The following is a 25095-nucleotide window of genomic DNA, read 5'->3' on the forward strand; positions in this document are numbered from 1 at the left end:
GGGGGCCTCGTGCGTCTCGGGAGTTCACCGCATCGTTACTGACGAGTAGTTGCGACATTTCGGACCGGGCGGGAAGGTGAGCGGTGGCTGCTCACCCCGCGGCCAGGTTGTGTTCCCCGATGAAGGAGAGCCCCCGTGCGTCCTGGCAACCGATCGTTCACCGGGGGCCTCGCCGCCCTCGCCGTCGTGCTCGCGAGCTCGGTGGTCGCCGCCGCCCCCGCGACCGCCGCCGTCTCGCCGACGGCTCCCGTCGTGATCAACGAGGTCTACGGCGGTGGGGGCAACAGCGGGGCCCCGATCCTGCGGGACTTCGTCGAGCTGTACAACGTGAGCGACGAGCCGGTGAGCCTCGCCGGATGGTCGATCCAGTACGGGTCGTCCACGGGCACCGTGGGGAACGGGGGCCTCGTCACCGCGCTGTCGGGCACGATCCAGCCGCACGACTTCTTCCTCGTCGGCCAGGCCACGGGGGCCGGGACGCAGGCCGACATCGAGACCGACCTCAACGGCACGATCGCCATGGGCGCGGCCGCGGGCAAGGTCGCCCTGTCGTCGTCCACGACGGCGCTCGGCTGCACCAGCGCGACACGCTGCGCGACGATCGACGCCGTCGTCGACTTCGTCGGGTACGGCGCGGCCACCAACGACTTCGCGGGCACCGGCCCGACGAGCAACCTGTCGGCCACCACGTCGGCGTCGCGGTCGGCCGAGCACGGCAACACCGCCGACAACGCGGCCGACTTCACGGTCGGCGCGCCGAGCCCGCAGAAGTCGGACGGGGACGGCGACCCGGACCCCGAGGACCCGTCGGTGCTGGCGATCGCGCAGATCCAGGGCACCGGTGACACCTCGCCGTACGTCGGGAAGACCGTGACCACGCAGGGCGTCGTGACGGCCGCGTACCCGACCGGCGGGCGTAACGGCTACGTGATCCAGACCGCCGGGACGGGCGGGACGTTGGGGGAGCGCACCGCGTCCGACGGCCTGTTCGTCTTCTCCTCGAGCACCGACGACCTCGTGGCGATCGGTGACGAGGTCACGGTCACCGGCGCGGTCAGCGAGTTCAACGGGCTGACCGAGATCACGGTCACGAGCGCGGCGGGCCTCGAGGTCCTCGACTCCGACGCGACGGTGACCCCGCTGACGGGCGCCTGGCCGGCGACCGCGGCGGCGCGCGAGTCGATCGAGTCGATGCTGTTCGCCCCGAGCGGCGACCTGACGGTCTCGAACACCTTCTCGACGAACCAGTACGGCGAGGTCGGCCTCGCGACGGGTACCACGCCGCTGCTGCAGTGGACCGAGGTCGCCGACCCGCAGGACACCGCCGCGATCCAGGCCGTCAAGGACGACAACGCCGCTCGCGGCGTCGTGCTCGACGACGGCGCGACGACGAACTACCTCTCGTCGGCCAACCAGGCGCTCGTGCCGCCGTACGTGTCCCTGACGAACCCGGTGCGCGTCGGCGCTGCCGTCACGTTCGACGAGCCGGTCGTCGTCACCTACGTCAACAACGCGTGGAAGCTCGACCCGACCCGGCCGCTCGGCGGCCCGACGGACGGGCCCGTGACGTTCGAGAACACGCGCACCGAGCGGCCGCGCGACGTCGGCGGCGACCTGACGGTCGCGTCGTTCAACGTCCTCAACTACTTCACGACGCTCGGTGCGACGACGTCCGGCTGCGTGCCGTACACCGACCGCACCGGCGACCCCGTCACGGTGAACACCGGGTGCGACCCGCGCGGCGCGTGGGACCCGGACGACCTGGCGCGTCAGCAGGCCAAGATCGTCACCGCGATCAACGACCTGGACGCCGACGTCGTCGGGCTGCTCGAGATCGAGAACTCCCTGGTCGTCGACGGCGTCGCCGACGAGGCGCTGAGCACGCTGGTCGACGCGCTGAACGCGGCGGCGGGCAGTGAGAAGTGGGCGTTCGTACCGTCGTCGGCCGAGCTGCCCGACCCCGACACGATGGATGTCATCTCGAACGCGCTCATCTACCAGCCGGCCGCGGTGTCGCGCGTGGGCGAGTCGCGCGCGCTCGGGACGTTGTCCGACGCCGGTGAGCCGTTCGACAACGCGCGCGAGCCTCTCGCGCAGGCCTTCGAGCCCGTCGGCGGCGGCGAGCCGGTGCTCGTCGCGGTCAACCACTTCAAGTCCAAGGGCTCGGCGGGTCCGCTGCCCGGCGACGAGGACCAGGGCGACGGGCAGGGCGCGTCGAACGCGTCACGCGTCGCGCAGGCGACCGCGCTGCGCGACTGGGTCGCGGACATCCAGGGTGACGTCGAGGCGGTCGCGCTCGTCGGGGACTTCAACTCCTACACGCTCGAGGATCCGCTCGAGGTGCTGTACGACGCGGGCTACACCGACGCGGCCGCCGAGCTCGCGCCGGGGGAGTACTCGTACTCGTTCGGCGGGCTGTCGGGGTCGCTCGACCACGTGCTGCTCAACGACGCGGCGCTCGAGCGCGCCACGGGAGCGGACATCTGGGAGATCAACGCCGAGGAGTCCATCGCGCTCGAGTACAGCCGGTACAACTACCACGGCGCGCTGTTCTACTCCGGCGACGAGTACCGCTCGTCGGACCACGACCCGGTGATCGTCGGGCTGGGTGCCGGTGAGCAGGCGGGCGGTCCGCTCGACCTGACGTTCCTCAACATCAACGACTACCACGGCCGCATCGAGTCGGTGACGACCGCCGGTGTCACGTCGTCGAACACGGTGAAGTTCGCCGGGACCGTCGAGAAGCTCCGGGCGGAGGCGACCGGACCGGTCGCGTTCCTGTCCGCGGGCGACAACATCGGTGCGTCCCTGTTCGCGTCCGCGGTCCAGCAGGACCAGCCGACGATCGACGTGCTCAACGCGCTCGAGCTGGCGGCCTCCGCGGTCGGCAACCACGAGTTCGACCAGGGCTACGCCGACCTGACCGACCGGGTGATCGGCCCGGACGGCGACCGCAACGCGCAGTGGGACTACCTCGGCGCGAACGTCTACCTCGACGGCACGACGACGCCCGCGCTCGACGAGTACACGACGTTCGACATGGACGGCGTGACCGTCGCGGTGATCGGCGCGGTCACCGAGGAGACCCCGGCGCTCGTGACACCCGCGGGCATCGCGAACCTCGACTTCGGGGACCCCGTCGAGGCGGTCAACCGCGTCGCGGCGCAGCTCACGGACGGTGACGAGAGCAACGGCGAGGCCGACGTCATCGTCGCCGAGTACCACGAGGGTGCGGGCTCGGGCACGCCCGACGGCTCGACGCTCGAGGAGGAGGTCGCCGCGGGCGGCGCGTTCGCCGAGATCGTCACCGAGACCTCGGCCGCGGTGGACGTGATCTTCACGGGCCACACCCACAAGCAGTACGCGTGGGCGGGCGCGGTGCCCGGCGTCGCCGGCAAGACGCGTCCGATCCTGCAGACGGGTTCGTACGGCGAGTTCCTCGGCAAGGTCGTGCTGCGGTACGACCCGGCGACCGACGAGGTGCTGTCGCACACCGAGGAGAACGTCGCGCGCGTCACCACCGCGGACGCGACGCTGATCGCGACCTACCCGCGCGTCGCGCAGGTCAAGCAGATCGTCGACGAGGCGATCGCGTACGCCGACGTGATCGGTCGCGAGCCCGTGGGTTCGGTCACGGCCGACATCACGACGGCCTACACGGGCGGCTCGTACGTCGACGGCGTGTACGTGGGCCCGGGCCCGCTGCCGTCGACCGGGCGCGACGACCGCGCGAGCGAGTCGACGCTCGGCAACCTCGTCGCGAACGCGCTGCGGGACACGCTCGCCGACGAGCGCCTGGGTGGCGCCCAGATCGGCGTGGTCAACCCGGGCGGTCTGCGCAACGAGCTGTACTACGCGAAGTCGGGGGCCGAGGAGACGGACGGGATCGTCACGTACGCCGAGGCGAACGCGGTGCTGCCGTTCGCGAACAACCTCTGGACCACGACGCTGACGGGTGCCCAGCTGCTCACGATGCTCAACCAGCAGTGGCAGCGCGACGCCAACGGCAACGTGCCGTCGCGTGCGTACCTGCAGCTCGGCCTCTCGGACAACGTGTCGTACACGTACGACGCGACCCTGCCGGAGGGCAGCCGCATCACGTCCGTGACGATCGACGGCGAGCCGCTCGATCCCGAGGCGGACTACCGGGTCGGCACGTTCTCGTTCCTCGCGACGGGTGGCGACAACTTCCGGGTGTTCACGGAGGGCTCCGACACGCGCGACTCGGGTCTGGTCGACCGCGACGCGTGGATCGCGTTCCTCGAGTCGCACCCGGACCTGTCGCCCGACTTCGCGCGGCACGCGGTCGCCGTGTCGGACCTGCCGTCCACGGTGTCCGCCCGCGACTCGGTCTCGTTCGGCGTGTCCCACCTCGACCTCACGAGCCTGGGCTCCCCGCAGAACACGAGCCTCGACATCCGCCTCGACGGGGAGTCGATCGGCGAGGTCGCGGTCAGCGACGGCGCCGCCACGGTCGCGTTCCAGGTCCCGGTCGGGACCGCGGCGGGTGCGCACGAGCTGACGCTCGTCGCGGACCCGAGCGGCACGACGGTGCACATCCCGCTGACCGTCGAGGCGGCGACCCCGACCACGACGGTGCTCACGATGACCGGTGACCCGGTCGCCGGCGCGACGCAGACGCTGCACGCGGCCGTCTCGCCCGAGGCCGCCGTGGGGACCGTGACGTTCGTGGACGGCACGGCCTGGCTCGGCACGGTCGCGGTCCGGGCTGGCGTGGCGACGCTCGACGTCGAGCTCACGGCGGGCGCCCACGACCTGCGCGCCGTGTTCACCCCGACCGACGACCGGCACGACGGGTCCACGGGGACGCTGTCGGTGACGATCGTGCGGACGTCGTCGTCCACCACGGTGCTCCAGGTCACGCCGCACAAGGTCGCATTCGGCGGGCAGGTCACGGCGAAGGTCACGGTGAAGGCCGAGGGGGCTGTGCCCACGGGCGTCGTCCAGATCCGTGACGGCCACGACGTGCTGGCGGTCGGGACGCTCGTGCCCGCGGGCCCCGGCACCGCGAAGCCGGGACCGGGCAGGCCCAAGCCGTCCACCGCGACGGCGACCGTCGTGCTGCCGCGCACGATCGCGGTCGGCACGCACTCGCTGACCGCCGTCTACGGGGGTGGCGCGGGCGTCACGGCGTCGACCTCGAAGCCGGTCACGCTGACCGTGACGAAGGCGCGTCCGAAGGTCACGATGGCCACCCCGAGCTGGACGGTGACGAAGGGCAGCACGCCGGTCATCACGGTCACGGTCACCGGAGCCCCGGGAGCGCCGGCGCCGACCGGGAAGGTCGCGCTCGAGGTCGGGCGCACCACGTACCGGGGCACGCTCAGCGACGGCACTGCGACGTTCACGCTCGGGGCGGTGACGGAGTCGGTCAAGGTCACCGCGACCTACGCCGGTGACGACGGCTACGCGTCGGCGTCCGCGCACGAGCGGCTCGAGGTCGACCGCAAGGGCGGTCCGCCGCACCCGAAGCCCAAGCCCTGACCTCACCACCCGAAGGGCGCCCGACCGGAGACCCCGGCCGGGCGCCCTTCGGCGTGCCGTCCCACTGGGCGGTCGAGGGGCGGACGGACGGGTCGCGGCAGCGCTAGCCTGACCGCACTGACACGGGGTGCCCTGCTCGCAGGGCTGAGATCACACCCGCCGAACCTGATCTAGTTCGTACTAGCGAAGGGATGTCATCGTGATGACGTCTGCCGTCCCCCTGCGCGCCACCACCGCGCGACCCGCCATGCGGAGCGCGACCCTCGCCGACGACGCCGCGGCCGCTCTGGTCGCCGTCCGGGAGCGCGCCCCACTGGTCCAGTGCCTGACGAACGAGGTCACGACGAACCTCGTCGCCAACGCCCTGCTGGCGATCGGCGCGTCACCCGCGATGGCGGCCGTGCCGGGCGAGGCGGAGCAGCTCGCGGCCGTCGCCGGCGGCCTGCTCGTGAACCTCGGCACGCCCGGACCCGACCAGCGCGCGTGCGTCGAGCCGACCGTGACGACCGCACTGCGGGCGGGCGTGCCGTGGGTGCTCGACCCGGTGGCCGTCGGTGTGCTGTCGGTGCGGACGCGCCTCGCGGAGGACCTGCTCGCGGCCCGCCCGGCCGTCGTGCGGGGGAACGCGAGCGAGGTGCGTGCGCTCGCGGGCCTGCGTTCGTCCGGCCGCGGGGTCGACGCGCTGGACACGGTCGACGCCGCCTACGCCGCGGCCGTGCGGGTCTCGCGTGCGACGGGAGGTGCCGTGGCGGTGTCGGGTCCGACCGACCTCGTCGTGGCGGGCGACGTCGCCGTCCGGGTCGAGGCCGGCGACCCGCTGCTGACCTCGGTCACGGGGGCGGGCTGCGCGCTGGGCGGTCTCGTCGCCGCGTTCGCCGCGGTGACGGACCCGATCACCGCGGCGGTCGGGGCGTCGCTCGCGCTGGGGATCGCCGCCGAGCGAGCCAGGGCGCTCGCGCGCGGGCCGGCGTCGTTCCAGGTGGCGCTCCTCGACGAGCTGCACCTGCTGCGGGGAGAGGACCTCGAGGCCGCCGGCGAGCGGCTCACCGTCGACAGCGTCGCGGCCCGACCGGCGGGTGAGGCCGTGGAGGGCGCCCCGGCCGGCGGCTCGACGGGTCGTCACGTCCCGGGGGCGCGGTCATGACCGGCGGCGCCGGGGGCCGCGCGTCGCTGCCGCCCGGCCCGTACCTCGTGGTCGACGCCGCGGTCTGCGCGGCCGTCGGCCGGCGACCCGCCGACCTCGCCGCCGCAGCGGTGCGCTCGGGCGTAAGAACGGTGCAGGTCCGCGCCAAGCACGTGGGCGTGCGTGAGCTCGTCGACCTGACGGTGGCGGTGACCGACGCGGTCCGGCTCGCCGGACCGGCCCTCGTGCTGGTCGACGACCGGGTCGACGTCGCGCTCGCGGCCCGTGCACGGGGCGCCGGGGTCGACGGCGTGCACCTGGGCCAGAGCGACCTGGAGGCGGGCGACGCGCGTGCGCTGCTCGGTCCCGGCGCGCTGATCGGGGTCTCCGCCGCGCGCCCGCAGGACGTCCGCGCGGTCGACCCCGCCGTCGTCGACTACATCGGCACCGGGCCGGTGCGGCTCACCCGCACCAAGCCGGAGGCCGCGGTGGCGGCCGGCTTCGACGGGCTCGGCGAGGCCGCACGGACCAGCGTGCTGCCGGTCGTCGCGATCGGCGGGCTCGGTCTCGACGACGTGCCCGCCGTCCGACGGGCCGGTGCTCGGGGGCTCGCGGTCGTGAGCGCGATCTGCGCGGCCGCGGACCCGGCACGGGCGGCGCGGATGCTGGTCGAGGCGTGGCAGCAGCAGCCCTCGGGCATGTCCGGACCGAGCCGCGCAGGTGTGGCATGAGCCCGGCGGACGTGGCGCGGCCGCGACGCGTGCGTGCGCTGTCGATCGCCGGCACCGACCCCACGGGTGGGGCGGGCATCGCCGCCGACCTCAAGTCCTTCGCGGCGCACGGCGCGTACGGCATGGCGGCGGTCACCGCGGTCGTCGCGCAGAACACGCACGGGGTGCGCGCGGTGCACGTCCCGGACGTCGAGCTCCTCGACGCCCAGCTCGACGCCGTGAGCGACGACGTGGTCGTCGACGCGGTGAAGATCGGCATGACCGCGACCGCGCAGGTCGCGCAGCACGTCGCGGCCTGGCTCGACCGCGAGCGTGCGCGCGGCCGCACGCCGGTCGTCGTGCTCGACCCCGTGATGGTCGCGAGCAGCGGCGACCGCCTGCTCTCCCGGGACGCCGAGTCGCGGGTGCGGGCGCTCGCGGTCCGGGCGGACCTGGTGACGCCGAACCTGCCCGAGCTGGCGGTCCTCGTCGACGAGCCCGTCGCCGCGACGTGGCCGATGGCGCTCGACCAGGCCCGTCGGTTCGCGGACCGTTGCGGCACGGCCGTGCTCGTCAAGGGTGGGCACCTCACGGGCCCGGCGAGCCCGGACGCGCTCGTGGGGGCCGCGGGCGTCGTCGAGTTCGCGGCGGACCGGGTGGCCACGACGAGCACGCACGGCACGGGCTGCTCGCTGTCGGCCGCGCTGGCCGCGTTGCGGCCGGTCCGCGCGGACTGGCCCACCGCGGCGCGGGAGGCGAAGGCCTGGCTGACCGGGGCGATCGCGGCGGGCGACGCGCTGCTCGTGGGATCCGGCGCCGGCCCTGTCGACCACCTGCACCACCTGCCGGCGCTCGGGCGTCGTCCGTTCACCGACGAGGTCTGGGACGAGGTGGCGGCCATCCGGTCCGCGTGCGACGCGCTGCCGTTCGTGCGCGCGCTCGGCGACGGCACCTTGCCGCTCACCGCGTTCGAGGACTACCTGCACCAGGACGCGCTCTACCTGGCCGACTACGCGCGCGTCCTGGCGCACGCGAGCCAGGCCGCGCCGAGCCCGACGGCGCAGGGCTTCTTCGCGCGGGGCGCCGCCGCGTGCCTGGACGTCGAGCAGCGGCTGCACGAGGCACGGCTCGCCCGTGCGGACCGGCGGACGGGCGGCGTGCGGTCGGCGGTGACGCGCGCGTACGTCGACCACCTCCTCGCGACCGCCGCACGCGGCTCGTACGCCGAGGTCGTGGCGGCCGTCCTGCCGTGCTACTGGCTGTACGCGGACGTCGGAATGCGTCTGCTCGCGCGTGCCGGAGACCTGGCGGGCCACCCGTACGGGGACTGGATCGCGCTGTACGGCGACCCGGAGTTCGCGGCGCGCGCCGCGCAGGCGCGGGCCCTGGTCGACGATGCCGCTCGCGGCGTGGACGAGACGCAGCGGCGCCTCATGGCCGAGGCCTTCGTCCGCTCGTGCGAGCACGAGCTCGCGTTCTTCGCGCAGTCCTGGCCGGGTCCTGGTCGGCACGACGAGCGCGCCGCGGGAGACGAGGCCGTCGCGCCCGGGCGGGTACCCGTCGCCGCGACGTGAGCCGGGACGACGGGGGTCGGGCGTCAGACGACACCCGGCCCCCGTCGGTCCCGGTCAGAGGAACCCGTCAGAGGAAGTCGTGGTAGGCGGGCAGGTCCAGCACGCCGTTCCCCGACAGTCCGATGACGATCGTCTCGTCGGTCGTGGCGGCGCGTGCGTGCGCGATCGCACCGGCGACCGCGTGCGTCGACTCGGGCGCCGGGATGATGCCCTCGGCCCGGGCGAACTCGACGCCCGCCGCGAAGGCGACCTCCTGCTCGACCGCGATCGCCTCGAGCAGACCGAGCTCGTACGCGTGCGAGACCATCGGCGCCATGCCGTGGTAGCGCAGCCCGCCGGCGTGGATGGGCGGCGGCACGAAGTCCTTGCCGAGCGTGTGCATCTTGAGCAGCGGGGTCAGGCCGGCCACGTCGCCGAAGTCGTACCGGTACTCGCCCTGCGTGAGCGAGGGGCACGCCGCAGGCTCGCACGCGACGACGCGCGTCGTCGTCCCGTCGCGCAGGTTGCGACCGATGAACGGGAAGCTCAACCCGCCGAGGTTCGACCCGCCGCCCGCGCAGCCGAACACGACGTCGGCCGTCTCGCCGATCGCGTCGAGCTGGTCGAGCGCCTCGATCCCGATGACCGACTGGTGCAGCAGCACGTGGTTGAGGACCGAGCCGAGCGCGTAGTGCGCGTTCGGGTCCTGCGCGGCGACCTCGACGGCCTCGGAGATGGCCATGCCGAGCGAGCCGGTGGTGTCCGGGTCGGCGGCGAGCATCGCGCGGCCGGCCTCGGTGAGGTCCGACGGCGACGGGTGGCAGACACCCCCGTACGTCTCCATCTGCATCCGGCGGTACGGCTTGGCGTCGTAGGAGGCGCGCACCTGCCACACCTCGCACTGCAGCCCGAGCAGCGAGCACGCGAACGACAGCGACGCGCCCCACTGACCCGCACCCGTCTCGGTCGTGAGCTTCGTCGTGCCCTCGACGGCGTTGTAGTACGCCTGCGCGACCGCGGTGTTGGGCTTGTGCGAGCCCGCCGGCGAGACGCCCTCGTACTTGTAGTAGATCTTGGCGGGCGTGCCGAGCGCGCGCTCGAGGCGCAGTGCGCGGACCAGCGGCGAGGGCCGCCACAGGGCGTAGATCTCCCGGATCGTCTGCGGGATCTCGACGTACCGCTCGGTGCTGACCTCCTGCGCGATGAGCGCCATCGGGAACAGGGGGGCGAGGTCCTGCGGGCCGAGCGGCTCGCGCGTGCCGGGGTGCAGCGCGGGCGGCGGGGGCTCGGGCAGGTCGGCCGCGAGGTTGTACCAGTGCGTGGGGACCTGCGACGGCACGACCGTGCCGACGGGTTCCGTGAGCGGGCGTGGAGCGGGCCGGACGTCCGGGGATGTCGTCATGCGGGGGCCTCCTGGGCGCGTCGTGGTGCGGTGCGGGCCGCCGACGCGCGTGCACCACGACGCCGTGGTCCGCACGGTGAGCCTAGGGGAGAGCGCGTGCTCACCTGGCCGCTCTCACCTGCCGGACGCCCTGAGGTGCGACCACCCCGTGCGACCACCCGTGCGCTGACCCGCAGTGATCGCGTGACGTTCAGCGCGCGCCGGCGTCCAGGGACCGCTCGAGCAGCTCGACGCGCACCGTCCCGTCCTTGGTGTCGAGCTCGCCGACGCGGGCGAACCCGAGCCGCGCGTGGAACGCCGACGAGCCGGGGTTGGGCGGGTCGAGGTTGACCTCGCACGTCACGCGGGCGAGGCCGAGCGCCCGGGCGCGTGCGTCGGCGGCGGCGTACAGCGCGCGTCCGACGCCGCTCCCGTGCGCGTGCGGTGCGACGACGATGCGGTCGACGTACAGCGAGCCGGGCCGGTGCTGCGAGAACCACCGGTAGTTCTCGCTCGTGTAGTGCGCGCCGGGCGCGAGCGCGAGCAGGAACCCGAGCACCTCGTCGCCCGCGTGGGCGACGAGAGCGGCGTCGCACGCGGGAACGTGCGCCGTCAGGCCGTCGAGCCCCAGCGCGTTGACGGCGGGCGCGGCCGCGTCGTTGAGCGCGGCCAGCAGCGGCAGGTCGTCCGCCCGCACGTCGCGGACCGCGACGTCGACGGCGCGCGTGGGCGCGTCTGCGGGCACCGCCGGGCTCACAGGGCGCACGAGTCGTCGGTGCACGCGTCGGCGGACGCGTCGCCGGCGAGCACCTGCAGCGGGTTCGCCTCCCGCCAGCCCGCGTCGAGGAGCTGGGTGAACACCTCGACGGGCTGGGCCCCGGACACGGCGTACCGGCGGTCGACGACGAAGAACGGCACGCCGGACACACCGAGCTCGCGCGCCGCCGCGAGGTCGGCGTCGACCGCGTCGGACTGGTCGTCGCCCGCGAGGAACGCGGCGACGGCCTCGTCGTCGTACCCCGCGTCACCGAACCCGGCCTCGCGCGCGACCGCGACGAGCGACTCGTCGCGGCCGAGGTCCACGCCGCGCTCGAAGTGTGCCGAGAACAGCGCCTCGACGGTCCGGTCGGCGAGCGCCGGCCCGCCGACCTCGCGGGCCAGGTGCGTGAGGCGGTGCGCGTCGTAGGAGTTGAACGCGAGCACGGTGTCGAAGTCGTACCGCAGTCCTACGCTCTCGGCGACGCTCGTGACGTGCGCAAACATCTGCTGCACGCGGTCGAGCGGGATCCCCTTCATCTCGGCGAGCGCCTGCGCCTCGGGACGCCCCGGCCCGCGCGGGGTGTCGGGGGAGAGCTGGAAGGAGCGCCACACGACGTCGACGTGCGCGCGGTGGTCGAAGCGCTCGAGCGCCTGCGCGAAGCGTCGCTTGCCGATGTAGCACCAGGGGCAGGCGACGTCGGACCAGACCTCCACCGTGACGGTACGGGTGGCGTTCAGGGTGGGGATGCTCACGGCAGCAGGAGGACCTTTCCGGTGGTGGAACGCGACTCGAGCGCGCGGTGGGCGTCGGCCGCGGCCGACAGGGGGAAGCGGGCACCGATCCGCACGTCGAGGCGGCCGTCGGCCACGGCCCGGAAGAGCTCCCCGGCCCGCCACTCGAGCTCGGAGCGGTCGGCGACGTAGTGACCGAGCGTCGGCCGGGTGAGGAACAGCGAGCCCGCGGCGTTGAGGCGCTGCGGGTCGACGGGCGGGACGGGCCCGGACGACGCGCCGAACAGCACGAGCATCCCGCGCCGAGCCAGCGACGCGAGCGACGCGTCGAACGTGTCCCGGCCGACGCCGTCGTACACGGCGTCCACGCCGCGGCCGTCGGTGAGCCGACGCACCTGCGCGGGCAGGTCCGTCGTCAGGTCGCCGAGCTCGCGGTACCGGATCACGTCGCGTGCTCCCGCGGCTCGCGCGAGCGCCTCCTTCTCGACGCTCCCGACGGTCGCGATGACGTGCCCTCCTCGCTGCGTCGCGAGCTGGGTGAGCAGGAGGCCCACGCCACCCGCGCCGGCGTGCACCAGGACGGTCGCGCCGGGCTCGACCGGGAACGTCGACGTCACCAGGTAGTGCGCGGTCAGCCCCTGCAGCAGCAGCGCGGCAGCGGTCTCGTCGTCCACGCCGTCGGGGACGGCGAGGAGCTCGCGTTCCGGCACGACGACGAGCTCGGCGTACGAGCCGGGCGCGGCCGACCACGCGACGCGGTCGCCGGGTGCGAACCCGGTGACCTGCTCGCCCACGGCGACGATGGTCCCGGAGCCCTCCGAGCCGGGGACGTGCGGGTAGGGCACGGGGTACACGCCGGCGCGGCGGTACGTGTCGATGAAGTTGACGCCGGCTGCTGCCACCCGCACGAGGGCCTCGTGGGGCCCCGGGCTCGGGTCGGGCTGCGTCACGGACGACAGGACCTCGGGTCCACCGGCGTGGGTGGCGATGACGGCGTGCACGTCGAGGCGAACGCTCGCGGTCGCTCGTTTCATCCCCGTCGCGGGTGCGACCTCGGGCTCGACGGCAGCAGCCCACGAGCTCGCCGGCGTCGGTGGCCGGACTTACGTGCATTGATTCGCGTCGGCGTGTATGTTCATGCGCATGGTGTTCACAGTCGCGGTGGCGGGAGCCAGCGGGTACGCCGGGGGCGAGATGCTCCGCCTGCTGCTCCAGCACCCACAGGCGCAGATCGGCGCGGTCACGGCGCACTCCAACGCGGGCAGCACGCTCGGGGAGCACCAGCCGCACCTGCGCCGGCTCGCCGACCGCGTCCTGCAGCCCACGACGCCCGACGCGCTCGCCGGGCACGACGTCGTCGTGCTGGCGCTGCCGCACGGCGCGAGCGGTGCGGTCGCCGCCGAGCTCGCCGAGCGTGACCCCGCCACGGTCGTCGTCGACCTCGGCGCGGACCACCGGTTGGTGGACGCGGCGGACTGGGTGACCTACTACGGCAGCGAGCACGCCGGCACCTGGCCCTACGGGCTGCCCGAGCTCCTGCACACGGGGGAGGAGGTCGCCGCGGCGCAGCGGGCCCAGCTCGCGGGCACCACGCGGATCGCCGTCCCCGGGTGCAACGTGACCGCGGTGACGCTCGGCCTGCAGCCCGGTGTCGCGGCCGGCGTCATCGAGCCCGTCGACGTCGTCGCGGTGCTCGCGAACGGCTACTCGGGTGCGGGCAAGAGCCTCAAGCCGCACCTGCTCGCGTCCGAGGGCCTCGGCATGGCCCAGCCGTACGCGGTGGGCGGCACGCACCGGCACATCCCCGAGATCGCCCAGAACCTGCGCGCCGCGGGTGCGCCCGAGGTCACGATCTCGTTCACCCCCACGCTCGTGCCGATGTCCCGCGGCATCCTCGCGACCGCGACCGCACGCCTCGTGCCGGGCACGGACCCGGCCGCGGTCCGTGCCGTGTGGGAGACCGCGTACGCCGACGAGCCGTTCGTCCACCTCCTGCCGCCGGGGCAGTGGCCGACGACCGCTGCGACGCTGGGCGCCAACACCGCGCTCGTGCAGGTGGCCGTCGACGAGCGCGCGGGGCGCGTGGTCACGGTCACCGCGATCGACAACCTGGTCAAGGGCACCGCCGGTGGTGCGCTGCAGTCGCTCAACCTCGCGCTCGGGCTGCCCGAGACGCTCGGCCTGCCCATGGACGGAGTGGCACCGTGACGATCACCGCGCAGGACGCAGCCGAGCTCTCCCCGGGCGTGACCGCACCGGCCGGCTTCCGCGCGAGCGGCACGACCGCCGGCCTGAAGGTCTCCGGACGGCCGGACCTGGCGCTCGTCGTGAACGACGGCCCGCTGCAGGTCGGTGCCGCGGTCTTCACGTCGAACCGCGTGGTCGGCCACCCGGTCACCTGGTCGCGCCAGGTCGTCTCCGACGGTGTCGTGAGCGCGGTCGTCCTGAACTCGGGCGGCGCGAACGTGTGCACGGGGCCTGACGGCTTCCTCGACGTGCACCGCACGGCCGAGGCCGTCGGTGAGGCGCTCGGTGTCTCGCCCGGCGACGTCGTCGTCTGCTCGACCGGTCTCATCGGCGAGCGGCTGCCTATCGACACGCTCCTGGCCGGCATCGCGCCGGCGCGGGACGCGCTGTCGACCACGGGCGGACCGGCGGCCGCGAGCGCGATCATGACGACCGACACCGTCCCCAAGACCGCCGACATGACGGTCGACGGCGACCTCGGCACGTGGCACGTCGGCGGGATGGCGAAGGGCGCGGGCATGCTCGCGCCGGGCCTGGCGACGATGCTGTGCGTCATCACGACCGACGCGGTCGTCGACGCCGAGCTCGCCGACGCCGCGCTGCGCGCCGCGACGCGGGACACGTTCGACCGCGTCGACTCCGACGGCTGCATGTCGACGTCCGACACCGTCACGCTCATGGCGTCGGGCGCGTCCGGCGTCACACCGGACCCGGCGGGCTTCACCGCAGCGGTCACCGCGGTCGCCGCGCAGCTCGCGCGCCAGCTCGTCGCCGACGCCGAGGGCGCGACGCACGACATCGCGATCACCGTCACGGGCGCGTCGTCGCAGGAGGCGGGGCTCGCCGTCGCCCGCGCGGTCTCGCGCTCGAACCTGTTCAAGGCGGCCGTCTACGGCAACGACCCGAACTGGGGCCGCATCCTCGCGTCGGTCGGCACCGTGCCCGCGGACGTCGCGCCGTTCGACCCGGAGCAGCTCGACGTCACGATCAACGGCGTCATGATCTGCCGCGCCGGCGGCGCGCACGAGCCGCGCTCGAAGGTCGACCTGGCCGCGTCGCGGGAGGTGCACGTGCTCATCGACCTGCACGCGGGCGACGAGGTCGTGACGCTGTGGACCAACGACCTCACGCACGCCTACGTCTCCGAGAACAGCGAGTACTCGACGTGACCCAGCCCGACCCGACGAGCGGCGGCCAGACGAACGCCGTCCCCGACGACTTCCACTTCGACACGCGCACGGACCTGCGGCCCGACCAGAAGGCCGAGGTGCTCATCCAGGCGCTGCCGTGGCTGCAGAAGTTCTCGGGCGCCCTCGTCGTCGTCAAGTACGGCGGCAACGCGATGATCGACGACGAGCTCAAGCGCGCCTTCGCCGAAGACATGGTGTTCCTGCGGCAGGTCGGTCTCAAGCCGGTCGTCGTGCACGGCGGGGGACCGCAGATCAGCTCCATGCTCGACCGCCTCGGCATCGAGTCCGAGTTCCGCGGCGGCCTGCGCGTCACGACTCCCGAGGCCATGGACGTGGTCCGCATGGTCCTGACGGGCCAGGTCTCGCGCGAGCTCGTGGGCCTGCTCAACGCGCACGGCCCGCACGCGGTCGGCCTGTCCGGCGAGGACGGCGGCCTGTTCCAGGCGCGGCGGCGGCACGCGTACGTCGACGGCGAGCCCGTGGACGTCGGCCTCGTCGGCGACGTCGTCAAGGTCAACCCGGGCGCGGTCCAGGACCTGCTCGACGCGGGCCGGATCCCGGTCGTCAGCACGGTCGCCCCGGACATGGACGACCCGACCCAGGTGCTCAACGTCAACGCCGACACCGCGGCGGCCGCGCTCGCGGTCGCGCTCGGTGCCCGCAAGCTCATCGTCCTGACCGACGTCGAGGGGCTCTACCTGAGCTGGCCCGACCGCGGCTCGCTCGTGCGCCGTATCGCGGCGAGCCAGCTCGCCGAGGTGCTGCCCACGCTCGACTCCGGGATGCGCCCCAAGATGGAGGCGTGCTGGCGCGCCGTCACCGGCGGGGTCGGCCGTGCGCACGTCATCGACGGCCGTGCGCCGCACTCGATCCTCGTCGAGGTCTTCACCTCGGACGGCATCGGCACGATGGTCCTGCCGGACGAGGAGCCTGCCGACGCCCCCTTCACCGCCCCGATCCCCGTCGTCCACCCGGAGGTGTCCGCATGAGCGAGCCGACGACCGCGCCGGCCCCTGCATCGGCCCACCCGCCGGTGCCCACGACCCGGCGCGCGCTGCGCCAGGCCGCCGCGACCGTGGACGGCATCCCCGTGGCGGTCGCCGAGGGCTCGGTCGCGCAGTGGACCGAGCGGTACACGCACGCGGTCATGGACACGTTCGGCCCGCCGCAGCGCGTCCTGGTCCGTGGCGAGGGTCCGTACGTGTGGGACGCCGACGGCAACCGCTACCTGGACCTGCTGGGCGGGATCGCGGTCAACAGCCTCGGCCACGCGCACCCCACGCTGACCGCCGCGATCAGCGCGCAGCTCGGCACGCTCGGCCACGTCTCGAACTTCTTCGCGAGCCCCACGCAGATCGCGTTCGCGGAGCGGCTGCTCGCGCTCGCGCAGGCGCCCGCCGGGTCGCGCGTCTTCCTCACCAACTCCGGCACGGAGGCGAACGAGGCCGCGTTCAAGCTCGCGCGCCGCACGGGCCGTACCCGGATCCTCGCGCTCGAGGGCGCGTTCCACGGGCGGACCATGGGGGCGCTCGCGCTCACGCACAAGGCCGCGTACCGCGAGCCGTTCGAGCCGCTGCCCGCGGGTGTCGAGTGGGTGCCGTTCGGCGACGCCGACGCGCTCGAGGCGGCGCTCGCTCCGGGTGACGTGGCCGCGCTGTTCGTCGAGCCGCTGCAGGGTGAGGCCGGCGTCCTGCCGTTGCCCCCGGGCTACCTCGCGCGCGCTCGTGAGCTGACCGCCCGGCACGGCACGCTCCTCGTGCTCGACGAGGTGCAGACCGGCATGGGCCGGACCGGTGAGTGGTTCGCGCACCAGCTGCCGCACGTCGGCGGCGGGATCGTGCCCGATGCCGTCACGGTCGCCAAGGGCCTCGGCGGTGGTTTCCCGGTCGGCGCGCTCATCGCGTTCGGCGACACCGCCGCGACGCTGCTCGGGCGCGGCCAGCACGGCACGACGTTCGGCGGCAACCCGGTGGCGGCGGCCGCGGGCCTGGCGACGATCGGCGTCATCGAGCGTGACGACCTGCTCGCGCACGTGCGCGACGTGGGCGCCCGACTGCGTGAGCGCGTCGCCGGTCTCGACCACCCGCTCGTCGACTCGGTGCGCGGTGAGGGCCTGCTCGTCGGCATCGGCCTGAGCTCGGCCGTGGCGCCCGCGGTCGCGTCACGCGCGCTCGCGGCCGGCTTCGTCGTCAACCCCGTGAACCCGACGACGATCCGGCTCGCGCCACCGTTCGTCGTGACGCACGAGCAGCTCGGCACGTTCGTCGACTTCCTCGCCTCGCTCGACCCGGGGGAGGTGGCGGCGTGACCCGGCACTTCCTGCGTGACGACGACCTGACGCCTGACGAGCAGGCGCAGGTGCTCGAGCTCGCGCTCGCGTTCTGCGACGACCGCTACATCCGCAAGCCGCTGTCGGGTCCGCGCGCGGTCGCCGTCATCTTCGACAAGCCGACGCTGCGCACGCAGGTCTCGTTCAGCACCGGGATCGCCGAGCTCGGCGGCTTCCCGCTCGTGGTCGACGGCAAGCTCGCGCAGATCGGCAAGCGCGAGTCGATCGCGGACACCGCGCACGTGCTCGGTCGGCAGGTCGCCGCGATCGTGTGGCGCACGCACGCGCAGTCGCGGATCGAGGAGATGGCCGCGGTCGCCGGCGTCCCCGTGGTCAACGCGCTCACGGACGACTTCCACCCGTGCCAGATCCTGGCCGACCTCGCGACCGTCGCACAGCACCGGGGCGGTGTCGCCGCGCTGCCCGGGCTCACGCTGGCCTACGTCGGCGACGGCGCGAACAACATGGCGCACTCCTACCTGCTCGGCGGCGCGACCGCGGGCATGCACGTGCGGATCGGCTCGCCGGACGGCTTCCGCCCGGACCCGGGCGTCGTCGCGGACGCCGAGCGGATCGCCGCGAGCACGGGTGGCTCGGTCGCGGTCGTCGGCTCGCTGGCCGAGGCGGTGTCCGGCGCGGACGTCGTCGCGACCGACACGTGGGTCTCGATGGGGCAGGAGGCCGAGGCGATCGAGCGCGAGACGCCGTTCGTGCCGTTCCGCCTCGACGCCGCCGCGCTGGCCCTCGCCGCGCCGGACGCGCACGTCCTGCACTGCCTGCCCGCGTACCGCGGCAAGGAGATCACCGCCGACGTGATCGACGGCCCGCAGTCGATCGTGTGGGACGAGGCGGAGTTCCGGCTGCACGCCCAGAAGGCGCTCCTGACGTTCCTGCTCGAGGCCCGGTGAGCGCGGTGACGGTCTCGAGCACGACGAGCGGCACGGCCCGGTCCACCGTGCCGCAGACCAAGGCGGCCCGGCAGTCGCTCGTGGCGGCGCTGCTGACGCGTGAGCCCGTGCACTCCCAGCAGCAGCTCGCCCAGCTGCTCGCGGACGAGGGCGTCTCGGTCACGCAGGCGACGCTGTCGCGCGACCTCGTCGAGCTGCGTGCGGTCAAGGTGCGCGCGCCGTCGGGTGCCCTCGTCTACGCCGTGCCCGCCGAGGGTGCGGTCCACGCGCTGCCGACCGCCCCCGCTGCCGACGCCGAGCACCTCGCGGCACGGCTCGAGCGGTTGTGCGCCGAGCTGCTGCTGACCGCCGAGTCGTCGGGCAACCTCGTCGTCCTGCGCACCCCGCCCGGGGGCGCGCAGTACCTCGCCTCCGCGATCGACCACTCCGTGCTCCCCGCCGTGCTCGGCACGATCGCGGGGGACGACACGATCCTGGTCGTGTCCCGCGACCCCGACGGCGCCGCGCTGGCGTCGCGCTTCCTGACCCTCGCGACCGGGACCTCCTGAGCCCGCCGCGACCCGCCTGACCGGCATCCCTGTACGACCCGAACCCTGCTCGCAGCAACCCAGCTCGTAGAAAGTGACATCTCATGACTGAGCGCGTCGTCCTCGCGTACTCCGGCGGTCTGGACACCTCCGTGGGCATCGGCTGGATCGCCGAGGCCACCGGCGCCGAGGTGATCGCGGTCGCCGTCGACGTCGGCCAGGGCGGTGAGGACCTCAACGTCATCCGTCAGCGCGCGCTCGACTGCGGCGCGGTCGAGGCCTACGTGGCCGACGCGCGTGACGAGTTCGCCGAGGAGTACTGCATGCCGGCGCTGCAGGCCAACGGCCTGTACCTCGACCGGTACCCGCTGGTCTCGGCGCTGTCCCGCCCGGTGATCGTCAAGCACCTCGTGCGTGCCGCGCGCCAGTTCGGCGCGACGACCGTGGCGCACGGCTGCACGGGCAAGGGCAACGACCAGGTGCGTTTCGAGGTCGGCATCACGTCGATCGCGCCGGACCTCACGTGCCTCGCGCCGGTCCGCGACCTCGCGCTCACGCGCGACAAGGCGATCGAGTTCGCCGAGAGGCACAAGCTCCCGATCGCGACCACCAAGCACAACCCGTTCTCGATCGACCAGAACGTGTGGGGCCGGGCGGTCGAGACCGGCTTCCTCGAGGACATCTGGAACGGCCCGACGAAGGACGTCTACACCTACACCGACGACCCGACCTTCCCCCCGGTCGCCGACGAGGTCGTCATCACGTTCGAGCAGGGCGTCCCGGTCGCGCTCGACGGCGTGCCCGTGACGCCGCTGCAGGCGATCCAGGAGATGAACCGTCGTGCGGGTGCCCAGGGCGTCGGCCGGATCGACATCGTCGAGGACCGCCTGGTCGGCATCAAGTCGCGCGAGGTCTACGAGGCGCCGGGCGCGATCGCGCTCATCGCCGCGCACCAGGAGCTCGAGAACGTGACGGTCGAGCGCGAGCAGGCCCGCTTCAAGCGCCAGGTCGAGCAGCGCTGGACCGAGCTCGTCTACGACGGCCAGTGGTTCAGCCCGCTCAAGCGCTCGCTCGACACGTTCATCGCGGACACGCAGCGCTACGTCTCCGGCGACGTGCGCCTCGTGCTGCACGGTGGCCGCGCGACCGTCACGGGTCGCCGTTCGGACTCGTCGCTGTACGACTTCAACCTCGCCACGTACGACACGGGCGACACGTTCGACCAGGCCGCCGCGAAGGGCTTCATCGAGATCTACGGCCTGTCGAGCAAGCTCGCCGCCGCGCGCGACGTGAAGTTCGGCAACGGAGTGGACCTCGGCTCGCAGGGTGGCATCAGTGCCTGAGACGCCCGTGGCCGGTCAGCCGGACGCGCCGCTCGCCCTGTGGGGCGGTCGGTTCGCGTCCGGCCCGGCCGCGGCGCTGGCCGACCTGTCGCGCTCGACGCAGTTCGACTGGCGCCTCGCGGACGTCGACATCTCGGGCTCGGTCGCGCACGCGCACGTGCTGCACGCGGCGGGTCTGCTGTCCGACGACGAGGTCGCGGGCATGGTCGACGCGCTCGAGCGGCTGCGGGCCGACGTCGCGTCGGGTGCGTTCGGCCCGTCGCCGGACGACGAGGACGTGCACACCGCGCTCGAGCGCGGCCTGATCGAGCGCGCGGGTGCGGACCTGGGCGGCAAGCTGCGCGCGGGCCGCTCGCGCAACGACCAGATCGCGACGCTCGTGCGCATGTACCTGCGCCGCGAGGCGCGCACGATCGCGGGCCTCGTGCTGGACGTCGTCGACGCCCTCACGGCGCAGGCGACCGCCGCGGGCGACGCGCCCATGCCGGGGCGCACGCACCTGCAGCACGCGCAGCCGGTGCTGCTCGCCCACAGCCTGCTCGCGCACGCGTGGCCGCTGCTGCGGGACGTCGAGCGGTACGTCGACTGGGACAAGCGTGCCGCGGTCTCGCCGTACGGCTCGGGTGCGCTGGCCGGTTCGTCGCTCGGCCTGGACCCGGCGGCCGTGGCCGCCGAGCTCGGCTTCGACGCTCCCGTCGAGAACTCGATCGACGGCACGGCGTCGCGCGACGTCGTCGCCGAGTTCGCGTTCGTCTCGGCGATGCTCGCGGTCGACCTGTCGCGGCTCGCCGAGGAGGTCATCCTCTGGGCGACCAAGGAGTTCGGCTTCGTCCGGCTGCACGACTCGTTCTCGACCGGGTCGAGCATCATGCCGCAGAAGAAGAACCCCGACATCGCCGAGCTCGCGCGCGGCAAGGCGGGCCGCCTGGTCGGCGACCTGACGGGCCTGCTCACCACGCTCAAGGGGCTGCCGCTCGCCTACAACCGCGACCTGCAGGAGGACAAGGAGCCGGTCTTCGACCAGGTCGACCAGCTGACCGTCCTGCTGCCGGCGTTCGCGGGCATGGTCGCCACGCTCACGTTCGACACCGACCGGCTGGCGTCGCTCGCGCCGCAGGGCTTCTCGCTCGCGACCGACATCGCCGAGTGGCTCGTGCGCGAGGGCGTCCCGTTCCGCGTCGCGCACGAGGTCGCGGGGGAGTGCGTCCGCGCGTGCGAGGCGCACGAGCCCACGATCGAGCTGTGGGAGCTGACCGACGACGAGCTCGCCGCGATCTCCCCGCACCTGACGCCCGCGGTGCGTGACGTGCTCTCGGTCGAGGGTTCGCTCGCGTCGCGCTCGGCGCACGGCGGGACCGCCCCGGTGCGCGTCGCCGAGCAGCTCACGCGTGCGCAGGCCCGCGCCGCCGAGCTGCGCGGCTGGGTGTCCTGACGGCCGGCATGACCACACCGTCCGACGAGGGCGCGCTCACGATCGTGGAGCGCGCCCTCGCGGCGTCCCCGCGCCTGGGCCCGGTGCGCCTCGTGTGCGTCGACGGCCCCGCGGGCTCGGGCAAGACGACGACCGCCGCACGCGTGGTCGGGGCCGCGACCGCACGCGGCGTCATGACGCGCGTCGTGCACCTCGACGACCTCTACGAGGGCTGGTCCGGGCTCGAGGGCTCGCTGTGGCCGCGCCTGTCCGCGCAGGTCCTGGAGCCCCTGCGCCGCGGCCTGCCCGGTCGGTTCCAGCGCTACGACTGGCACGCCGGGGCGTTCGCCGACTGGGTCGAGGTCCCCGTGCCCGCGCTGCTCGTCGTGGAGGGCTGCGGCGCCGCCCGCCGCGCGTGCGACCCGGTCGCGGTCCTGCGCGTCTGGGTCGAGGCGGACGCCGCGCTGCGGCTCGAGCGGGGCCTGGCGCGCGACGGCGAGCACGCGCGTGAGCAGTGGCTTCGGTGGATGGACGACGAGCACGTGCACTTCACGCGCGAACGCACCCGTGAGCGGGCCGACATCAGGCTCGACGAGTTTGGCAGGATGACCCCGTGACACCGTTCGCCGACGCCTCGCGCGCGCCCGAGCCCGACGGCTCGTCGGCGCGGGGTGCGTCGGTGAGCTCGTCGTCTGGTTCGCCGGCCGGTTCGTCGGGTGGTTCGTCGGCCCACGCGGCGCACGCGGGCGCGCTCGGGACCGCCTTCGCAGCCGTGCCGTCCGGCGCCACGGCGCCGCAGGTCCCGGACGCGCACGCGTTCGCCGTGATCCCGGCGCGCACCTGGTACGGCCGTGACGTGCACGCCGTCGCCAAGGACCTGCTGGGCGCGTACGTCACGACGCGCACGCCCGCGGGCACGGTGACGATCAGGCTGACCGAGGTCGAGGCGTACGCGGGTGCCGACGACCCGGGTTCGCACGCGTACCGCGGACGCGCCGCCCGCAACGCCGTGATGTTCGCCGAGCCGGGGCGCCTGTACGTCTACCGCCACCTCGGCCTGCACCACTGCGTGAACGTGGTCGCCGAGCCGACCGGTCGCCCCGCGGCCGTGCTGCTGCGCGCCGGCGAAGTGGTCGAGGGTGCCGAGCTCGCCTGGAGCTGGCGCGAGGCGGTCGGCGTCGTCGACTCCGCGCGGCAGCTCGCGCGTGGGCCGGCGCGGCTCGCGGTGTGCCTGGGGATCGACCGCGAGTGGAACGGGGCGGACGTCACCGAGGCCGGTGGCCGCGTGGTCGTGCACCGGCGCGAGGCCGCGGTGCACGCGACGCACGCGAGCGGGCCGCGGGTCGGCGTGTCCGGCCCGGGCGGCGACTCGATGCGCCACCCGTGGCGCTACTGGATCACGGGAGAGCGGACGGTCTCGGCGTACCGGCCCGCCTATCGCGCGTCGCGCCGGACCGCGACGCCGTCCGACGGGTATCGGACGCCGGCGTCGGAAGACGCCCCGTGACGGGGCGACGACGTCGGCCGTGCTCGCTCCTCGACGCTGACCTGCGCTGACCTCATGCCGCGCCCTGCGCGCGGCCCATCGACCGGAGAACCGAACGTGACGCACATCCTCGACGAGCTCGCCTGGCGCGGGCTCATCGCCAGCACGACCGACGCCGACGCCCTGCGCGACGCGCTCTCGGCGGGTCCCGTGACCCTGTACTGCGGCTTCGACCCGACCGCACCGAGCCTGCACATCGGCAACCTCGTGCAGATCCTCACCGTCCGCCGGCTGCAGGACGCGGGCCACCGGCCGATCGCGCTCGTCGGCGGCGCCACGGGCCTGATCGGCGACCCGAAGATGACGGGGGAGCGCACGCTCAACTCCCGCGACGTCGTCGCCGGCTGGGTCGAGCGCATCCGCGCCCAGATCGCCCCGCTCCTGCGGTTCGACGGTGAGAACGCCGCGACCATGGTCAACAACCTCGACTGGACCGCGCCGCTGTCCGCGATCGACTTCCTGCGCGACGTCGGCCAGCACTTCCGCCTCGGCACGATGATCGCCAAGGACACCGTCGCGCGGCGTCTCGCGAGCGACCAGGGCATCTCGTTCACGGAGTTCAGCTACCAGGTGCTCCAGGGCATGGACTACCTCGAGCTGTTCCGCCGGCACGGCGTGACGCTGCAGACGGGCGGCTCGGACCAGTGGGGCAACCTGCTGTCGGGCGTCGAGCTCATCCGCAAGGTCGAGGGCACGGCCGTTCACGCCCTCACGACGCCGCTCGTCACCAAGGCCGACGGCACCAAGTTCGGCAAGACCGAGTCCGGCACCGTGTGGCTCGACCCGCACATGACCACGCCGTACGCCTTCTACCAGTTCTGGCTCAACGCGGACGACGCGGACGTGGTCGGGTACCTCAAGGTCTTCACGTTCCGCACGCGCGAGCAGATCGACGAGCTCGCGCAGGCGGTGGCGTCGCGGCCCGCGGCGCGGGAGGCGCAGCGGGCGCTCGCGTACGACGTGACCGCGCTCGTGCACGGGACGGCGGCGGCCGACGCCGTGGTCGCCGCGTCGCAGGCGCTGTTCGGCCGCGGGTCGCTGGGCGAGCTCGACGAGGCGACGCTCGGCGCGGCGGTCGCCGAGCTGCCCACCGCGCCCGGTGCGGCCGGGGACCTCGTGGTCGACCTGCTCGCCGCGACCGGTGTCGTCAAGAGCAAGTCGGAGGCGCGGCGCGCGATCGCCGAGGGCGGGGCGTCGATCAACAACGTCCGCGTACCCGACGAGAACGCGACCCTGGCCCCCGAGGACCTGCTCCACGGACGGTGGGCGGTCCTGCGTCGGGGCAAGCGCACCCTGGCGGTCGTCGACACCCAGCACTGAGCGCGGGGCGGCCCGAACGGGGCCGCCGGCGTACGCACGATCCCCGGCCGTGCCGCCGCTCCACCTCGGAGCAGCGGCACGGCCGTCGTCGTCGACGGCACCGCTCGGGTCGGGGCCGTGCCTGGACCCGGATCGACGCCGTGTGGCGACATCCACGCAGGTCAGAGGCGGTGCGCAGGCGGGTGAGCGGCGTCACGCCCCTCTCGATTTGGCGATCCGAGCGGGTCCTGCGTAATGTTCTCGATGTCGCCCGGCAGGGAGGAACGGACACGGAGCCGGATCCGCAAGGATCCAGGCGGTGGACGGTCCCGCAGGCGGCCACCCCCGATCAGATCGCAGGCGCTTCGTGCGCCCCGGACTCGGTCGGGCGCCCAGGATCCTGGACGCGGAGCAGCCCGCAAGGGTGGTTCCGAACGGCCGGGAGATCGGGTACAGTAGGCAGGCCCCAAGCGCCGAGGCGCACGGGGAAGACAAACAAGCCTCTCGCTCAGGATCGCAAGATCCTGGGGGG

19 protein-coding genes and 1 riboswitch are annotated in these 25095 nt (G+C 73.8%); of the genes, 15 read left to right on the plus strand and 4 right to left on the minus strand.

The features are described 5' to 3' along the window. The first annotated feature begins 135 nt into the window (after positions 1 to 135). The 4 genes from CPE01_RS14505 (at position 136) to thiD (ending at position 8912) form a co-directional block, all read left to right on the plus strand. The gene (locus CPE01_RS14505) at positions 136 to 5505 is read left to right on the plus strand and encodes an ExeM/NucH family extracellular endonuclease (RefSeq protein WP_146807525.1); all 5370 of its coding nucleotides are present in this window, start codon (positions 136 to 138) and stop codon (positions 5503 to 5505) included. Between the two features lie 113 nt (positions 5506 to 5618). Next, a riboswitch (TPP riboswitch) is annotated at positions 5619 to 5714 on the plus strand. Between the two features lie 38 nt (positions 5715 to 5752). Next, positions 5753 to 6649 (plus strand): hydroxyethylthiazole kinase, encoded by an 897-nt coding sequence (thiM, locus tag CPE01_RS14510; protein WP_146807526.1) that lies wholly within the window; start codon positions 5753 to 5755, stop codon positions 6647 to 6649. Continuing rightward, positions 6646 to 7359: a thiamine phosphate synthase gene (thiE, locus tag CPE01_RS14515; protein ID WP_146807527.1), complete on the plus strand. Its 714-nt coding sequence runs from the start codon at positions 6646 to 6648 to the stop codon at positions 7357 to 7359. Before thiM ends, thiE begins: the two co-directional genes overlap by 4 nt. Next, positions 7356 to 8912: a bifunctional hydroxymethylpyrimidine kinase/phosphomethylpyrimidine kinase gene (gene thiD, locus CPE01_RS14520; RefSeq protein ID WP_146807528.1), complete on the plus strand. Its 1557-nt coding sequence runs from the start codon at positions 7356 to 7358 to the stop codon at positions 8910 to 8912. The genes thiE and thiD overlap by 4 nt, the downstream gene beginning before the upstream one ends. Before the next feature lie 67 nt (positions 8913 to 8979). Here the strand turns inward: thiD and CPE01_RS14525 are convergent, their stop codons facing one another. From CPE01_RS14525 to CPE01_RS14540, 4 genes are all read right to left on the minus strand, one after another. Next, complete coding sequence (locus CPE01_RS14525; protein WP_146807529.1) at positions 8980 to 10293, minus strand: TrpB-like pyridoxal phosphate-dependent enzyme; 1314 nt, start codon at positions 10291 to 10293, stop codon at positions 8980 to 8982. Positions 10294 to 10483: 190 nt separating this feature from the next. After that, positions 10484 to 11038, minus strand: a complete 555-nt coding sequence (locus CPE01_RS14530; RefSeq protein ID WP_246783972.1) for a GNAT family N-acetyltransferase — start codon at positions 11036 to 11038, stop codon at positions 10484 to 10486. Continuing rightward, entirely contained in the window at positions 11026 to 11784 is a 759-nt protein-coding gene (locus tag CPE01_RS14535) for a DsbA family oxidoreductase (protein ID WP_146807530.1), read from the minus strand. The genes CPE01_RS14530 and CPE01_RS14535 overlap by 13 nt, the downstream gene beginning before the upstream one ends. Continuing rightward, a complete protein-coding gene (locus CPE01_RS14540) occupies positions 11781 to 12764 on the minus strand; it encodes a quinone oxidoreductase family protein (RefSeq protein ID WP_146807531.1) in 984 nt (327 codons plus the stop codon). Before CPE01_RS14540 ends, CPE01_RS14535 begins: the two co-directional genes overlap by 4 nt. A gap of 142 nt (positions 12765 to 12906) precedes the next feature. On the opposite strand from CPE01_RS14540, the gene argC reads away from it, so the two are divergent. The 11 genes from argC (at position 12907) to tyrS (ending at position 24584) form a co-directional block, all read left to right on the plus strand. Further along, a complete protein-coding gene (argC, locus tag CPE01_RS14545; RefSeq protein ID WP_222592944.1) occupies positions 12907 to 13971 on the plus strand; it encodes an N-acetyl-gamma-glutamyl-phosphate reductase in 1065 nt (354 codons plus the stop codon). Continuing rightward, positions 13968 to 15179, plus strand: a complete 1212-nt coding sequence (gene argJ, locus CPE01_RS14550) for a bifunctional glutamate N-acetyltransferase/amino-acid acetyltransferase ArgJ (protein ID WP_146807533.1) — start codon at positions 13968 to 13970, stop codon at positions 15177 to 15179. The genes argC and argJ overlap by 4 nt, the downstream gene beginning before the upstream one ends. After that, positions 15176 to 16189: an acetylglutamate kinase gene (argB, locus tag CPE01_RS14555; RefSeq protein WP_186811562.1), complete on the plus strand. Its 1014-nt coding sequence runs from the start codon at positions 15176 to 15178 to the stop codon at positions 16187 to 16189. The genes argJ and argB overlap by 4 nt, the downstream gene beginning before the upstream one ends. Next, on the plus strand, positions 16186 to 17508 hold the full coding sequence (locus tag CPE01_RS14560; protein WP_146807534.1) for an acetylornithine transaminase: 1323 nt from the start codon (positions 16186 to 16188) through the stop codon (positions 17506 to 17508). Before argB ends, CPE01_RS14560 begins: the two co-directional genes overlap by 4 nt. Next, entirely contained in the window at positions 17505 to 18437 is a 933-nt protein-coding gene (argF, locus tag CPE01_RS14565) for an ornithine carbamoyltransferase (protein ID WP_146807535.1), read from the plus strand. Before CPE01_RS14560 ends, argF begins: the two co-directional genes overlap by 4 nt. After that, a complete protein-coding gene (locus tag CPE01_RS14570) occupies positions 18434 to 18985 on the plus strand; it encodes an arginine repressor (protein ID WP_246783973.1) in 552 nt (183 codons plus the stop codon). Before argF ends, CPE01_RS14570 begins: the two co-directional genes overlap by 4 nt. 83 nt (positions 18986 to 19068) lie before the next feature. After that, entirely contained in the window at positions 19069 to 20307 is a 1239-nt protein-coding gene (locus tag CPE01_RS14575; protein ID WP_146807536.1) for an argininosuccinate synthase, read from the plus strand. After that, a complete protein-coding gene (gene argH / locus CPE01_RS14580) occupies positions 20300 to 21739 on the plus strand; it encodes an argininosuccinate lyase (protein ID WP_146807537.1) in 1440 nt (479 codons plus the stop codon). The genes CPE01_RS14575 and argH overlap by 8 nt, the downstream gene beginning before the upstream one ends. An 8-nt stretch (positions 21740 to 21747) precedes the next feature. Beyond that, complete coding sequence (locus tag CPE01_RS14585) at positions 21748 to 22335, plus strand: nucleoside/nucleotide kinase family protein (RefSeq protein WP_146807538.1); 588 nt, start codon at positions 21748 to 21750, stop codon at positions 22333 to 22335. After that, complete coding sequence (locus CPE01_RS14595; protein ID WP_371862013.1) at positions 22332 to 23225, plus strand: DNA-3-methyladenine glycosylase; 894 nt, start codon at positions 22332 to 22334, stop codon at positions 23223 to 23225. The genes CPE01_RS14585 and CPE01_RS14595 overlap by 4 nt, the downstream gene beginning before the upstream one ends. 96 nt (positions 23226 to 23321) lie before the next feature. Next, entirely contained in the window at positions 23322 to 24584 is a 1263-nt protein-coding gene (gene tyrS, locus CPE01_RS14600) for a tyrosine--tRNA ligase (RefSeq protein WP_146807541.1), read from the plus strand. Positions 24585 to 25095: the final 511 nt, after the last annotated feature.

The sequence above is a fragment of the Cellulomonas persica genome (assembly GCF_007989825.1).
Taxonomy (GTDB): domain Bacteria; phylum Actinomycetota; class Actinomycetes; order Actinomycetales; family Cellulomonadaceae; genus Cellulomonas; species Cellulomonas persica.

Coding starts and splice junctions, on each gene's coding strand:
- thiM (WP_146807526.1), top strand. CDS start 5,753: ATGCGGAGCGCGACCCTCGCCGACGACGCCGCGGCCGCTCTGGTCGCC.
- thiE (WP_146807527.1), top strand. CDS start 6,646: ATGACCGGCGGCGCCGGGGGCCGCGCGTCGCTGCCGCCCGGCCCGTAC.
- thiD (WP_146807528.1), top strand. CDS start 7,356: ATGAGCCCGGCGGACGTGGCGCGGCCGCGACGCGTGCGTGCGCTGTCG.
- CPE01_RS14525 (WP_146807529.1), bottom strand. CDS start 10,293: ATGACGACATCCCCGGACGTCCGGCCCGCTCCACGCCCGCTCACGGAA.
- argC (WP_222592944.1), top strand. CDS start 12,907: ATGGTGTTCACAGTCGCGGTGGCGGGAGCCAGCGGGTACGCCGGGGGC.
- CPE01_RS14560 (WP_146807534.1), top strand. CDS start 16,186: ATGAGCGAGCCGACGACCGCGCCGGCCCCTGCATCGGCCCACCCGCCG.
- CPE01_RS14575 (WP_146807536.1), top strand. CDS start 19,069: ATGACTGAGCGCGTCGTCCTCGCGTACTCCGGCGGTCTGGACACCTCC.
- CPE01_RS14585 (WP_146807538.1), top strand. CDS start 21,748: ATGACCACACCGTCCGACGAGGGCGCGCTCACGATCGTGGAGCGCGCC.